The sequence below is a fragment of the Nocardioides sp. L-11A genome, from assembly GCA_029961745.1.
Taxonomy (GTDB): Bacteria; Actinomycetota; Actinomycetes; order Propionibacteriales; family Nocardioidaceae; genus Nocardioides.
Genome location: CP124680.1, coordinates 1,050,055 through 1,063,710 on the forward strand (window position 1 = coordinate 1,050,055; position 13,656 = coordinate 1,063,710).

General features: G+C 74.9%; 11 protein-coding genes. 8 read left to right on the forward strand and 3 right to left on the reverse strand.

The genetic code is table 11. The features are described from left to right. Positions 1 to 11: 11 nt before the first annotated feature. Entirely contained in the window at positions 12 to 1,961 is a 1,950-nt protein-coding gene (locus QJ852_04825; GenBank protein WGX97760.1) for an FAD-dependent oxidoreductase, read from the reverse strand. Positions 1,962 to 2,052: 91 nt separating this feature from the next. On the opposite strand from QJ852_04825, the gene QJ852_04830 reads away from it, so the two are divergent. From QJ852_04830 to QJ852_04840, 3 genes are read left to right on the forward strand one after another with little or no spacing between them, the layout of a single operon-like run. Further along, the gene (locus QJ852_04830) at positions 2,053 to 4,116 is read left to right on the forward strand and encodes an acyl-CoA dehydrogenase family protein (protein WGX97761.1); all 2,064 of its coding nucleotides are present in this window, start codon (positions 2,053 to 2,055) and stop codon (positions 4,114 to 4,116) included. A 2-nt stretch (positions 4,117 to 4,118) separates the two neighbouring features. Next, positions 4,119 to 5,090 (forward strand): NADP-dependent oxidoreductase, encoded by a 972-nt coding sequence (locus QJ852_04835; protein ID WGX97762.1) that lies wholly within the window; start codon positions 4,119 to 4,121, stop codon positions 5,088 to 5,090. 43 nt (positions 5,091 to 5,133) lie between these two features. Then, on the forward strand, positions 5,134 to 6,144 hold the full coding sequence (locus QJ852_04840; protein ID WGX97763.1) for an LLM class flavin-dependent oxidoreductase: 1,011 nt from the start codon (positions 5,134 to 5,136) through the stop codon (positions 6,142 to 6,144). Between the two features lie 22 nt (positions 6,145 to 6,166). Here the strand turns inward: QJ852_04840 and QJ852_04845 are convergent, their stop codons facing one another. Both QJ852_04845 and QJ852_04850 read right to left on the reverse strand, forming a co-directional pair. Next, complete coding sequence (locus tag QJ852_04845; protein ID WGX97764.1) at positions 6,167 to 6,622, reverse strand: nuclear transport factor 2 family protein; 456 nt, start codon at positions 6,620 to 6,622, stop codon at positions 6,167 to 6,169. After that, positions 6,619 to 7,854, reverse strand: coding sequence for an FAD/NAD(P)-binding oxidoreductase (locus QJ852_04850; GenBank protein WGX97765.1), 1,236 nt, complete (start codon positions 7,852 to 7,854; stop codon positions 6,619 to 6,621). The genes QJ852_04845 and QJ852_04850 overlap by 4 nt, the downstream gene beginning before the upstream one ends. Before the next feature lie 111 nt (positions 7,855 to 7,965). On the opposite strand from QJ852_04850, the gene QJ852_04855 reads away from it, so the two are divergent. The 5 genes from QJ852_04855 to QJ852_04875 all read left to right on the forward strand — a co-directional run bounded on the left by QJ852_04855 (position 7,966) and on the right by QJ852_04875 (position 13,648). After that, on the forward strand, positions 7,966 to 9,417 hold the full coding sequence (locus QJ852_04855) for an aldehyde dehydrogenase (GenBank protein ID WGX97766.1): 1,452 nt from the start codon (positions 7,966 to 7,968) through the stop codon (positions 9,415 to 9,417). Then, positions 9,414 to 10,283 (forward strand): SDR family oxidoreductase, encoded by an 870-nt coding sequence (locus QJ852_04860; protein ID WGX97767.1) that lies wholly within the window; start codon positions 9,414 to 9,416, stop codon positions 10,281 to 10,283. Before QJ852_04855 ends, QJ852_04860 begins: the two co-directional genes overlap by 4 nt. Before the next feature lie 3 nt (positions 10,284 to 10,286). Next, complete coding sequence (locus QJ852_04865; GenBank protein WGX97768.1) at positions 10,287 to 12,434, forward strand: acetate--CoA ligase family protein; 2,148 nt, start codon at positions 10,287 to 10,289, stop codon at positions 12,432 to 12,434. 78 nt (positions 12,435 to 12,512) lie between these two features. Further along, positions 12,513 to 13,301, forward strand: a complete 789-nt coding sequence (locus QJ852_04870; GenBank protein ID WGX97769.1) for an SDR family oxidoreductase — start codon at positions 12,513 to 12,515, stop codon at positions 13,299 to 13,301. Continuing rightward, positions 13,298 to 13,648: a DUF202 domain-containing protein gene (locus tag QJ852_04875; GenBank protein ID WGX97770.1), complete on the forward strand. Its 351-nt coding sequence runs from the start codon at positions 13,298 to 13,300 to the stop codon at positions 13,646 to 13,648. Before QJ852_04870 ends, QJ852_04875 begins: the two co-directional genes overlap by 4 nt. The last annotated feature ends 8 nt before the right edge of the window (positions 13,649 to 13,656 follow it).

A 13,656-nucleotide genomic window follows, 5' to 3' on the forward strand; every position in this document is an offset into this window, starting at 1 on the left:
CCGTCGGGCGCTCACAGGGTGAGCGCGAGCTCCCGGGCCTGCTTCGTCGCGAACACCAGGCGCCGCGGGGCGTAGGCGTCGCCGATGACGTCGGCCGCGATCCCCCGGGCCCGCAGGGCGTCGGCGAGAGCCGTCTCCGGGACCGCTCCACAGGCCAGCACCACGCTGTCGGCGCCGGCGATGTCGCGCCGCTCGCCGGAGTAGACGTGGCGCACGACGACGCGGCCCTCCTCGATGAGCACCGGCTGCTCCGAGGCGCGCAGCACCACGCCGCGGGCGTCGAGGCGGCCGAGGATCGAGCCCAACGAGTAGCGGCTCACCAGCGGCGCCGGGCCGGCGGTGCCGTGGACGACGGTGACGCGATGACCGCGCCCGGCGAGGTGGTCGGCGACCGACAGCGGCGGCAGGTGATCGTCCTGGGCGAGCACGACGACGTGCTCGCCGAGCGCCGCGTCGCCGTCCAGGACGTCGACGGAGGTGTGCACATGGGGCAGCTCCGCCCCCGGGACGGCAGGACGCCGCGGCGACGCGCCCGTCGCGATCACCACCCGGTCCGCGCCGTACGCCGCCACGTCGGCCGCGCACGCCGTGCGCCCCGTCTCCACCCGCACCCCGGCGGCGGCCAGGCGCCGCTCCTGCCAGGCCAGGTAGGCGCGGTAGTCCTCGTGTCCCGGCGCCCGCGCGGCGACCCGCAACTGGCCGCCCAGCGCGTCGCCGCGCTCCCACAGCGTGACGTCGTGGCCGCGCTCGGCCGCGATGCCCGCGGCCTCCAGGCCGGCAGGTCCGCCGCCGACGACGAGCACGCGGCGTCGTGCGTCGGCGGCGTGGACGGCCCGGTCGGCCTCCTTGCCGGCCCCGGGGTTGACGGCGCACGAGAAGGGGGTGCCCTCGACGATGCGGCGGCTGATGCACTCGTTGCCGCCGACGCAGGGTCGGATGTCGGCGGTGCGTCCCTCGCGCGCCTTCACCAGCAGCTGCCCGTCGGCGATGATCGCCCGGGCCATGCCGACCAGGTCGGCGTGGCCGGCGGCGAGGACGTCCTCGGCGACCGCGGGCCCCGTGACCCGGCCCGTGTAGACGACGGGGAGGCCGACCGCCCGCTTCACCGTGCCGGCCAGGCCGGACCAGGCGGCGGGGCGGTGGTGGTGGGACTGGATGTAGGACGGGTTGCCCCAGGGGCTGCCGATCGCGCAGGACAGGTAGTCGACGTAGCCGCTCGCCTCGAGGGCGCGGGCGATCGCGACGGCGCCGTCGGGGCCGTCGACGCCGTAGCCGCCGGGCTCCTCCTCGCGCAGGTTGAGCCGGACGCCGACGACCCGGTCGGGGCCCATCGCGGCGCGCAGGCCGGCCAGGATGCGCAGCGGGAAGCGCAGCCGGCCGGCGAGGTCGCCGCCGTACTCGTCCTCGCGGCGGTTGGTCAGCGGGGAGAGGAAGTACTCCAGCATGTCGTCGTGGTTGAGGTGCAGCTCGACGCCGTCCGCGCCGGCGGCGGCGACCTGCTGCGCGCCGTGGGTGTACTCCTCGACGAACCAGTCGATCTCCTCATCGGTCAGCGCGTGCGGGACCTGGTTGACGATCGGTCCGCTGGGCACGGGGGACGCCGCGTGCGGCATCCCGCCCTGGAGGATCATCTGCACGGTGAGGATCGTGTCGTCGGCGTGGAGGAGCTGCGCCAGTCGGCCGACGCGGTCGAGGAAGTAGGGCTGGCGGAAGTGGCCGTCGTACTGCGCGCCGACGCCGGTCGGCTCGAACCCGGGGGCGAGGTGGTTGCGCACGTGGGCGGAGACGCCGTCGACCCAGCCGGCGGAGGTGCGCGCCGCCCAGTAGCCGAGATGCCGTTCCGCCTCGGCGTCGGTCCCCCACAGGCTCGACACGACGTGGGCGTGCGGAGGCAGCACGACGCGGTTCTTGACCGTCAGCGGACCGAGCTCGATCGGGGAGAACAGGTGCGGGAAGGACACGGCGAGCCTCCTGGGCGGACATGGCACTGTGCCATTGATCATGAATATGGTATTCATAGATAGGACCCAGGACGCAAGGACGGAGCAGCGGATGACCGAGGTGGACGACTTCCGGGACGCGGTCGCCGGCGCACTGGACGGCGCCTGGCCGGCAGCCGTCGACGCCGCATCGGCCGACAGTGCCAAGGTCGCCGAGATCGCCGCCCAGCAGGGCTGGTACCAGCTCGGCCCGGAGGGCGCGGCCGACTACCTCGTCGCGGCCGTGCGGACCCTCGGACGTCGCGCCTGCCCGCTGCCCCTCGCCGATGCGTACGTCGCCGCGCGACTGCTCCCCGACCTCGCGGACGCCGTCGGCGCCGGGGAGATGCGACCGGTGGTCGTCGCCGCGGGCCCGGGCCAGCCCCTGATCGTCGACGACGCCGGCACGGCCTCCCACGTGCTCGTCGTCGACACCTCCCTGGGCGCCCTCTCCCTCCGCGCGATCGCCGCCGCGGAGCCGGTCGACGGCCTGGCCCGACCCGCGTGGCGACGGGTCGTCGCCGGTGAGTCGGTGGCCGAGCGCACCCTCGACGCCGACACGCTCGCGGACGCCGTCGCCGTCCTGCGCCTGGCCGTCGCCGCCCGCGCGGTCGCCGCGGCCGCGCGAGCGCACGAGCTCGCGGTCGAGCACGCACGGACGCGCCGTCAGTTCGGGCGCGCGATCGGCGCGTTCGGCGCCGTCCAGCAGCGGGTCGCGGCGTGCCAGATCGACCTCGCCGCCAGCGACGCGCTGATCGACGAGGCGGTGGGCGCCCTCGTCGCGGGCCGTGGCGACGGCCCGCTCGCCGCCGCGCTGGCGGCCCGCCACGCCCGCACCGCAGCCCAGCGGGTGCTCGCCGGTGCCCAGCACACGCTCGGCGCCGTGGGCTTCTTCGAGGAGCACGAGGCCGCCTGGCTCTTCCGGCGGGTGCACGCCGACCTGTCGCACCTCGGCGCGGACCTGCTCGACGACCGACGAGCCGACGGCGTCGCGGCCCGGCTGCTCGACGGCGCGCGGCTTCCCCACTTCCACCTCGGCGAGCGGGCCGAGGCGTTCCGCGGCGAGGTCCGCGACCTGCTCGCCCGGCACCGCCGGGGCGACGACTTCGACGTCGAGGCCCTCCGCGCCGAGATGGACGAGCAGGCACTGTTCGCCCTCAACTGGCCCGAGGAGCACGGCGGCCGCGCGGTCTCGGTCGAGGAGCAGGTCGTGCTCCACGAGGAAATGAAGTACGCCGGGGGGCCGGTCGACCGCGCGATGAGCGCCACGATGCTGATCGGCCACTCGCTCCTGCGCCACGGCAGCCCCGAGCAGAAGGCGCAGTTCCTCCCGCTCCTGCATGCCGGCCGGATGGCGTTCTGCCTGGGCTACTCCGAGCCCGAGGCCGGCTCCGACCTGGCCTCCCTGCGCACCCGCGCCGTGCGCGACGCCGCGACCGGCGAATGGGTCATCGACGGCCAGAAGCTGTGGACCACCCGCGGCCACACCGCCTCCCACGTGTGGCTCGCCGTCCGCACCGACCCGGACGCCACCCCTCGCCATGCCGGGATCACCATCTTCCTGGTGCCGATGGACACGCCGGGCATCACGGTGCAGCAGCATGTCGCGCTCTCCGGCGAGGTCTCCTGCACGGTCTTCTACGACGGCGTGCGGGTGCCCGACGCCGCCCGGGTCGGCGAGGTCGACGGCGGCTGGAAGGTGATCACCGACGCCCTCACCGCCGAGCGCGTGGTGATGGGCGGGGTCGCCGCGACCCTGCGCCGCCACTTCGACGAGCTGCTCGACGAGCTGCGTGACCGCATCGCCTCCGGCGGCGCGGTCGACGCGCTGGACCGCGACCGGGTCGCCTGGGCGGGGGCCCGGCTCCAGGCCGCCCGCGCCCTGGTCCTGCGGGCGACGCGCTCGATGGACGGCGGCGGCGACGCCCGGCTCGCCGGCCCGATGGCCGCGGTCTTGAGCGGTGACCTGGCCGAGGAGCTCGGCCGGACCTGTCTCGACGTCCTCGGCCCCCAGGCCGCCCTGGCCGGCCGGTACGACGCCGCGATCCGTGTCGCGCCGATGTACGTCATCGGCGGCGGCACCAACGACATCCAGCGCGGCATCATCGCCCGCGGCCTCGGCCTCCCGCGCGAGTGACCATGCGAACGGAGCCCACCGCCCCGGCCTCCCTGCGCGTGGTGCAGCATGCGTACGGCGGCCCGGAGGTTCTCGAGCACGCGGTCGTGGACGTCCCTCGTCCCGGCGCCGGCGAGGTGCTGGTGCGGATGGCGGCCACCTCGGTCAACCCCATCGACGTCAAGACGCGCGAGGGGAGAGGCGCCGCCGCATCGTTGGGCGCGTTCCCGATCTCCGTGGGCTGGGACGTCGCCGGCATCGTCGAGGCCGTCGGCGAGGGGGTCGCCTCGCTCGTCGCGGGACAGCGGGTCTTCGGCATGCCCCGCTTCCCGCAGCAGGCCGCCTCCTACGCGGGCCATGTCGTGGCTCCCGCGGAGCATCTGGCCGCGCTGCCGGAAGCGGTCGACGCCGCGACCGCCGGCGCCCTGCCGCTCGCCGGCCTGACTGCCCTCTCCGCCGTGCGCGACCTGGCCGAGGCGCGCCCGGGCCGACGGCTGCTCGTTCGTGGCGCGGCGGGCGGCGTGGGCCACCTCGCGGTGCAGATCGCGAAGATCCTCGGTGCGGAGGTCGTTGCCGTCGACCGTGCCGAGAAGGGGGAGTTCGTCCGAGGGCTCGGGGCGGACGAGTTCCGAGACGACGCCGACGGAGCGTCCGTGGCGCCGGTCGACGCGGTCGTCGATCTGGTCGGCGGCGCCGCCTTGGCGGCGTCCGTGTCGGTGACCGTCCCGGGCGGCGTGGTCGTCTGCGTACCGGGCGGAGCCGATGCCGGCCTGGACGAGCTCGCGGCCCGGGCGGGAGTGCGCGCGCGCCGCGCCGCCGTCCGCCCCGACCGCGACGGCCTGGAGACCCTCGCCCGCTGGTGCGCGGACGGTGCGCTCCGCGTCCACCTCGCGTCGCGGTTCGCCCTCGAGGACGTCGTCGAGGCGCATCGCGCACTCGCCCGCGGTGGGATCCGCGGCAAGATCGGCATCACCGTCGATGCCGGAATCCCATGACCCGAGCACCTTCCGTCATTCGACGATCTCACTGGAGGACACCATGTCGCTGAAGTTCGGCCTCGCCATCATGAACGACTTCCCGCCGGACGTCGTCCCGGCGTCGCGGGTCTCGATGCTGCGCGAGCAGGTCCGCGCGGCCTCCCAGGCCGGGATCTCCTCGGTCTGGGTCCTCCAGCACTATCTCGGGAGCATGCCGACGCTGCAGCCGGTCCCGCTGCTCGCCGCGCTCGCCCAGGACGCCGGCGAGATGACGCTCGGCACCAACATGTTCATCCTCCCGTTGCGTCACCCGGTCGAGGTCGCCGAGGAGTTCGCCACCCTCGACCATCTCACCGGAGGCCGCGCCGTCGCCGGCTTCGGGATGGGCTACCGGGAGAACGAGTTCGAGTCGTTCGGGATCCCCATGGACGACCGGGTCGGCCGGTACGACGAGGGGGTGCGCCTGATCCGCCAGCTCTGGACCGGTGAGCAGACGACCTTCGACGGCCAGCACTTCCGCCTGTCGGACCAGCGGATCAGCCTCCCGCCGGTGCAGCCCGGCGGCCCGCAGATCTGGATCGGCGCGGGCCCCCACAAGAAGGGGGCGGAGCGGGCGGCGCGGCTCGGTGACGCCTGGATCGTCCCGCCCCACGTGACGCCCGAGCGGCTCGCCGTGGTGCTCGGTCACTATCGCGCGGAGCGGGAGCGTCTCGGCAAGTCCACCTCCGAGCTCGTCGTCCGTCGTGAGCTGGTGCTCGACGACGACCGTGACCGTGCCCGCGCGATCGGCGTCGCGGCGCGGGGCGCGCTCACCCAGAAGTACGCCGCGTACAACGCCCCGCAGCAGGGCGACGCCTACAAGCACCTGCAGACCGACCAGGCGGCCGAGGAGGTCGCGGACGCGTCGTACCTGTTCACCGACCCGGCCTCGGCCGTGGCCGCGCTCAAGGACCTGGAGGCCCAGGGCCTGACCCACATCGTGCTGCGGATGCAGTGGTACGACCTGGGTCAGGACCAGGTGCTGGCGACGCTGGAGAAGTTCAAGAACGAGGTGCTTCCGGCGTTCCGCTGAGGCGGTCCGGGCCGGCGGTCCCTCACGGAGCCGCCGGCCACCCCGTCGCGAGGTCGGTCGCGAGGTGAGGGGTGATCGTCTTGTGCCGGAACCGGGCGACGCCCTCGGTCACGTCGACGATGTCGAGGTAGGTGCCCCAGCCCAGCCCGCTCGCGGCGGCCTCGCGGGCGGTGAAGACGAAGTACGACGCCACCTCGACGACGCCCGGCTCCAGCGGGCGGGTGCGGACGTTCATGATGAAGTGCCGCTTCTCCGAGGCGCCGGCCAGGCGGTCGCGGTAGAACCCGGTGACCGCCTCCCGCCCGGCGAAGTCGCCGGCCGGGACGCTCAGCACGCCGTCCTCGGCGAAGAGGGCGGCGACCGCCTCCGGCGTCGGGTCGTCGAGCACCTCGGCGTAGGCGTGCAGCAGGTTGCGGGCGAGCTCGGCCTCCTCGAGCCGGGCGACCCGCTCGAGGAGGGCCTGGAGGTCGGTGGTCATGCCGACACCTTCCTACGCTCCCAGGGAGCGAGCGCCCGCAGCTCGTCCAGTGGTACGGCGCCGGCGACCGCCGTCCGGCAGCGCATGAGCGGGCCGGGCATGCCGGCGCCCGCGACCGCGCGGACCCGGCCGTCCGCGACGTAGGCGACGAGGAAGGCCGCGTCGGCGAAGGAGCCGGCGAGCAGCACGGCCTCGTCCTCGGCCCGCGGGAGGCCCAGGACCTGCACCTTGGTGTCGTACTGGTCGGTCCACAGGTAGGGGACCTCGGTGTGGGCCCGGCGGGGTGCGCCGCGCAGGTCGGCCAGCACGTTGCGGGCCACCGTGGCGGCGAGGTCGCCGGCGGCGGTCCAGTGCTCGAGCCGGAGCCGGCCGCCGCGGGGGCCGGGCACGGAGGCGACGTCGCCGACCGCCCACACCCCGGCGGCCGAGGCGGCCCCGTCGGCGTCGACGACCACGCCGTCGGTGACCGCGAGACCGGAGTCGCGCAGCCAGGCGACGTCGGGGGTGCCGCCGACCGCCGTGACGACGAGGTCGGTCTCCCAGCGCGAGCCGTCGTCGAGGGTCGCGGCGCGCACGCGCCCCGCGTCGTCCTGTTCCAGGCCGGCCACGGTCGTGCCCAGGTGGGTCCGCACGCCGTGCTCGCGGTGCAGGGCGCCGACGAACGCGCCGACCTCCTCGCCCACGACGCGGTGCAGCGGCTGCGGCAGCGGCTCGACCAGGTCGACCGCGAGGCCGCGGGTGCGCAGCGCCGCGGCGATCTCGCTGCCGAGCACGCCGGCGCCGACGACGGTGGCGTGGGCCGCGCCCTCGGCCGCGTCGCGCAGGGCGAGGCAGTCGTCGTAGGTGCGCAGGGTGTGGACGCCGGGGACGCCGGCCCACCCGGGGACGTCGCGCGCGATCAGGCCCGTCGCGACGACGATGTGCTCGCCCTCCACGACCGCGCCGTCGGCGAGGGTGACCGTCCGACGGGCGGCGTCGAGGGCGGTCGCCCGCACGCCGATGCGCAGGTCGAGGTCGAGCTCGGCGTACCGGTCCGCGGCGCGCAGCAGGGGCGGCGCGACGGGCCCCGGATCGACCAGCAGCGCCTTGGACAGGGGCGGGCGATCGTAGGGCAGGTGCTCCTCGGCGCCGACGAGGGTCAGGGCACCGTCGTACCCCTCGCGGCGCAGCCGCTCGGCGGTCCGGAGGCCGGCGAGGCCGGCGCCGACGATCACGACACGTGCTGGTTCCATGGACGGGACTCCTCGTTCTGTGGCTGGCGTCACGCCGCACGATACGGTATGTTTCATTATCAGCAATAGACACCCGTGAGGCGATCCGTCGCCAGAGGGAGGCCCGACTCCATGTCGTTGAGCGACCGGCCCGAGCTGTTCATCGGTGGCACCTGGCAGCCGCCCCGCGGTGGGGAGGTGGTCGAGGTCCGCAACCCGGCGACGCGAGAACTCGTCGCAACGGCCGCGCTGGCCGCCCCGGCGGACGTGGATGCCGCGGTCGCGGCCGCCCGCACGTCGTTCGACTCCGGCGTCTGGGCCCGCACCTCGCCCGAGGAGCGGGCCGAGGTGCTGCTCCGCGCGGCCGACCACCTGGAGAAGCGAGCGGCCGAGCTGGCCGTCAGCATCACCTCCGAGCTCGGCTGCCCCCTGTGGTTCAGCGAGATGGCGCACGTGCCGAACCCGATCCGGCACACGCGCTACTACGCCGAGCACACCCGCTCCTTCGCCTACGACGAGGTCCGTACGGACGGCCGCAACACCAGCCTGGTCACCCAGGAGCCGGTCGGCGTCGTCGCCGCGATCACGCCGTGGAACGGACCGCTCAGCACCCCGTCCCTGAAGATCACGCCGGCGCTCGCCGCCGGCTGCTCGGTCGTGCTCAAGCCGCCGCCGGAGACCCCGCTGACGGCGTACGCCTTCGCCGACGCGCTGCTCGAGGCCGGACTCCCCGAGGGCGTCTTGAGCATCATCCCGGGCGACCGGGAGGCGGGGGAGCACCTCGTCGAGCACCCGGACGTCGACAAGATCGCCTTCACCGGCAGCAGCCTCGCCGGCAAGAAGATCATGGCCGCCGCCGCCCAGCGGGTCGCCCGGGTCACGCTCGAGCTCGGCGGCAAGTCCGCCGCCATCGTGCTCGACGACGCCGATCCGTCGGTCGTGGTGCCCGCGCTGCTGCCCATGGCCATGATGGTCAACGGCCAGGCCTGCATCGCCCAGACCCGGGTGCTCGTGCCCCGCTCCCGCGAGGCCGCGTTCGTCGACGCCCTCGCCGCGGCCATGGCCGCCCAGCGGGTCGGCGACCCGATGGCCGCCGACACCAAGATCGGTCCCATGGTCAGCGAGCGCCAGCGCGACCGCGTCGCCGGCTACATCACCCTCGGCCGCGAGGAGGGCGCCCGCGTGGTCACCGGCGGGGAGACCCTCACCCTGCCGCCGGAGCTGGCGGGCGGCTGGTTCGTGCCGCCCACCCTGCTCGCCGGCGTCGACAACGGGATGCGGGTGGCCCAGGAGGAGATCTTCGGTCCCGTCGTCGCCGTCATCGCCTACGACGACGAGGACGACGCCGTGCGCATCGCCAACGACTCGGTCTACGGCCTCTCGGGCTCGGTCTGGAGCGCCGACGACGACCGCGCGGTCGCCGTCGCGCGGCGGGTCCGCACCGGCATGGTGAGCATCAACGGCCGCCCGCAGGCCTACGGTTCGCCGTTCGGCGGCTTCAAGCAGTCCGGCATCGGCCGGGAGATGGGCCCCGAGGGCTTCGCCGCGTTCCTGGAGACCAAGTCGATCGCGATCGGCTCGTGACCGGACCGCGCGGGCGCCTCGCCGGCAAGGTCGCTGTCGTGACCGGCGGCGCCAGCGGCATCGGCGCGGGCACCGTGCGGGCCTTCCACGCCGAGGGGGCCAGCGTCGTCGTCGCCGACCTGCAGGTGGCGGCGGGAGAGGCACTCGCCGCCGAGCTCGGCGAGCGCGTCGTGTTCCGGCGCACCGACGTCACCGACGAGGCCTCGGTCAGCGCCGCGGTCGACGCCGCGGTCGAGAGCTTCGGACGGCTCGACGTCATGTTCAACAACGCCGGCATCATCGGTGCCGTCGGCCCGATCGACCGCACCCGCACCGAGGACGCCGACCTCACCATCGCCGTGAACCTGCGCGGGGTCCTGCTCGGGATGAAGCACGCGGCGCGGGTGATGAAGCCGCAGGGATCGGGTGTCATCATCTCCACCTCCAGCCCCGCCGGCGTGATGGGTGGTGTCGGCGCCCATGTCTACAGCGCCGTCAAGGCCGGCATCATCGGCCTCTCGCACTCCGTCGCCGCCGAGCTGCGGACCTTCGGCGTCCGCGCCAACGTCGTCATCCCGGGGGCCGTGGTCTCGCAGATGACCGCCGACCTGGTCGCGGGCGACGCCTCCGACCTGGCCGGGGCCGAGGCGGCCCTGGACCGCTCCCGCTACATGGGCCGCCCCCTGCAGCCCGCCGACGTGGCGGCCGGCGTCGTCTACCTCGCCAGCGACGAGGCCGCGTTCGTGACCGGCATCGTGTTGCCGATCGACGCCGGCATGACCGGCGCCGGCGGACCGTCGCCGATGGCCGACGAGAAGTACGCCGACCAGGCCGGCCGCCGCGAGGCCGGCCGCCGGGTCGGCCGGACCAGCCCCGAGGAGGAGTGATCCGTGGTCACCCGTGAGTCCGTCGACGCCCTGCTGAATCCCCGCACCTTCGCGCTCGTCGGCGCGAGCGACAAGTCGACCTTCTCGACCCTCGTGCACACCAACCTGGTGGCCGCCGGTCACCAGGACCGCACCTTCCTGGTGAACCCGCGCCGAGCCGAGGTGCACGGGCGCGCCACGCATCCGACCTGCGTCGCGGCAGCCGAGGCGGCCGGCCGGCCGATCGACCTGGTGCACGTCATGGTCCCCGCCGCCGCGGCGGCCGACGCGCTGCGCGACGCCGCCGCCGCGGGTGCCCGCGCCGCGGTCGTGCTCAGCTCCGGCTGGTCCGAGACCGGGCCGGAGGGCCGGGTCCGGCAGGACGAGCTCGTGGCCCTCGCCGACGAGCTCGGCATCGCGATGCTCGGGCCCAATGTCCTCGGCCTCGTCAACGTGGCCGCGGGCATCCCCGCGATGGCGCTGTCCGACCCGCCGACCGAGGCCGGCCCGGTCGCCCTGGTCTCCCAGAGCGGCGCGAGCTGCGGGGCGATGAAGGAGTTCGCGGCGATGGCCGGGGTCGGCCTGTCCCACGTCCTCACCGTCGGCAACGAGGCCATGGTCACCGTCGGCCACCTCGTCGACGCCCTCGTCGACGACGACGGCGTGCGTGCGGTCGCCGTCTTCATGGAGAGCATCAAGCAGCCCGAGATCTTCGCGGCGGCCGCGCGCCGCGCCGCCGCCGCGGGCAAGGCGGTGGTCGTGCTCAAGGCCGGCCGCAGCGAGCTCGCCGCGCGGGCCGCGGCCTCCCACACCGGCGCGCTCGTCGGCGACGACCGGGTGGTGGACGCGATGCTCGCCGACCTCGCCGTGATCCGGGTCGACACCATCGAGGAGATGCTGGTGACCGCCGGGATCGCCGCCCACACCGGTCCGCTGACGCGCCCGGGCATCGGCGTCGTGTCGATCTCGGGCGGCGCCTGCGACATCGTCGCCGACCTCGCCGATGCGGTCGGGGCCGAGCTGCCCGAGCTGTCGTCGGCCACGACGGCGGCGCTGCGCGCGCGGATGCCGGACTTCGGCCACGCCCACAACCCCCTCGACATCACGGGCGCGGCGATCATCGACCCCACCCTGTGGACCGACTCCGTCACGGCCGTCGGCACCGACCCGTCGGTCGGCGCGGTGCTCGCGGTCAACAGCCTGCCGTGGCGCGAGGACGGCAAGCCGTTCTACGGCCAGCGCTTCGTCGACGCGATCGGCGCGGGCGCGGCCGCCTCCGACGTCCCGGTCCTCTACGTCACCCAGACCAGCCAACCGGTCGGTCCCGAGGCGCGTGAGGTGCTCCGCTCCGGCGGCATCGACCACGTCGTGCCGGGACTCCGGCTGGCGGTCGACGGGGTCGCCCGGGTCGCGCTGTGGTCGGCCCGCAGGGAGCTCCCGCGACCGCGCGCCGGTGCGCTGGACCTCCCCGAGATCGGCCGGCTGAGCCCGCAACGGCCGCTGTCCGAGGCCGAGGCCCGGACCCTGCTGGAGGCCGCGGGCGTGCCGACGGTCCCGTCGTGGCACGTGCGCTCCCCCGACGACGCGGCCAAGGCCGCGGCCGAGTCCGGTGCGCCGCTCGCGATGAAGATCGTCTCCGCCGACATCGGGCACAAGAGCGACATCGGCGGCGTCCGCCTGGGCGTCGACCCCGCGGCCGCGGCGGCGACGTACGACGACCTCGTGGCGACCTGCGCCGCCGCTCGGCCGGACGCGCGGCTCGACGGTGTGCTGATGTCGCCCATGCGGGCGCCTGCCACCGAGCTCCTCGTCGGGGTGACGCGGGACGAGGACTGGGGCCTGCTGCTGGCCGTCGGACTGGGCGGCGTCCTGGTCGAGGTCCTCGACGACGTCGCGCTGGCGCCGCTGCCGGTCGACGAGTCGACCGTGCTGCGCATGCTCGCCGGCCTGCGCGGCTCGGCCCTCCTCGACGGCGTCCGGGGCCGGCCCGCCGCCGACCGTGCCGCGATCGCCGGCGCCGTGGCCGGGATCGGTCGGCTCGCCGAGGCGATGGCCGCGGCACACGGCGCCGCCTTCGACGGGCTGGAGGTCAACCCGCTGCGGGTCGACGGCGGCCTCGTCGAGGCGCTCGACGCCCTCGTCACCTGGTCCGGCACGCCCGGCCAGCCCTGAGATCACCGAGACCAGACCACCGAGACCAGACCACCGAGACCAGACCACCGAGACCACGGACCGAGGAGGACGCACGGAATGCTGCGCGACAAGAGGGTGCTGATCACCGGCGCCGCCCAGGGGATGGGCCGGGAGATCGCCATCGAGCTGGCACGGCAGGGCGCCGCCTTCGTGACCGTCGCGGACCGCAACCTGGCAGGCGCCGAGGAGACGGTCGCCGAGGTGCGCCGGGCGGGCGGCGAGGGTCTCGCGCTGGAGGTCGACCTGACCGTGTCCGCGGAGGTCATCGGCATGGTCGAGCAGGCGGTCGCCGCCGGCGGGGGACTGGACACCCTGATCAACAACGCCGGGATCATCGACAGCGTGCTCACCCCGGACGCGGCGGTCGACACCCTCCCCGAGGACGTCTGGGACCAGGTGATGGCGGTGAACGTCAAGGCCGTCTACCTCGCCACGAAGGCCGCCGCACCGCATCTGCGGGCCTCGGGCCGCGGACCGTCGGTGATCAACGCCGCATCGGTCGCGGGGATGACCGGCTACGTCTCCCCGGCGTACACCGCCAGCAAGGGCGCCGTCATCCAGCTCACCCGCTCCTCCGCGATCTCGCTGGCCCCGGAGATCCGGGTCAACGCGTTCGCGCCCGGCTCGATCGAGACGCCGATGTCCCAGTCGGTGATCGCGGCGGCCGAGGACCCCGAGGCACAGCTGCTGCGGATGACCGGCGCCCACCTGATCCCTCGGTTCGGGCGGGTGGGGGAGGTCGCCAAGGTGGTGTGCTTCCTGGCGTCCGACGACGCGTCGTTCCTCACCGGGGTGATCCTCCCGGTCGACGGCGGGACGACCGCATGGCGCGGCCTGCGCTCGTGAGGCCGGAGGCGCCCGGGACGGTCGTGGACTACCGGTTCACGCTCGCCAACGAGCGCACCTTCCTCGCCTGGATCCGCACGGCCCTCGGGCTCTCGGCCGCCGCGGTGGCGGTCGTGCACCTCGTGCCGGCCGACGCCGTGCCGCTCGGGTTGCGCGCCGCCATCGGACTCGTGCTCGCCGGCGTCGCCGTGTACGTCGCCGTGGCCGGCGTCGTGCGCTGGCGCCGGGTGGACCGCGCGATCGAGGCCGGAGCCGCCCTGCCCACGACCGGCGCCGCCGTCGTCCTCGCCTGCTGCGTCGCCGGATGCGGCGTCCTCACCGTCGCCGTCGTGGCGATGGCCCTCTGACCGCTCCC

Bases quoted from the DNA above. Each gene is read 5' to 3' on its own strand.
- QJ852_04830 (WGX97761.1), top strand. From the start codon at position 2,053: ATGACCGAGGTGGACGACTTCCGGGACGCGGTCGCCGGCGCACTGGAC.
- QJ852_04835 (WGX97762.1), top strand. From the start codon at position 4,119: ATGCGAACGGAGCCCACCGCCCCGGCCTCCCTGCGCGTGGTGCAGCAT.
- QJ852_04840 (WGX97763.1), top strand. From the start codon at position 5,134: ATGTCGCTGAAGTTCGGCCTCGCCATCATGAACGACTTCCCGCCGGAC.
- QJ852_04845 (WGX97764.1), bottom strand. From the start codon at position 6,622: ATGACCACCGACCTCCAGGCCCTCCTCGAGCGGGTCGCCCGGCTCGAG.
- QJ852_04850 (WGX97765.1), bottom strand. From the start codon at position 7,854: ATGGAACCAGCACGTGTCGTGATCGTCGGCGCCGGCCTCGCCGGCCTC.
- QJ852_04855 (WGX97766.1), top strand. From the start codon at position 7,966: ATGTCGTTGAGCGACCGGCCCGAGCTGTTCATCGGTGGCACCTGGCAG.
- QJ852_04870 (WGX97769.1), top strand. From the start codon at position 12,513: ATGCTGCGCGACAAGAGGGTGCTGATCACCGGCGCCGCCCAGGGGATG.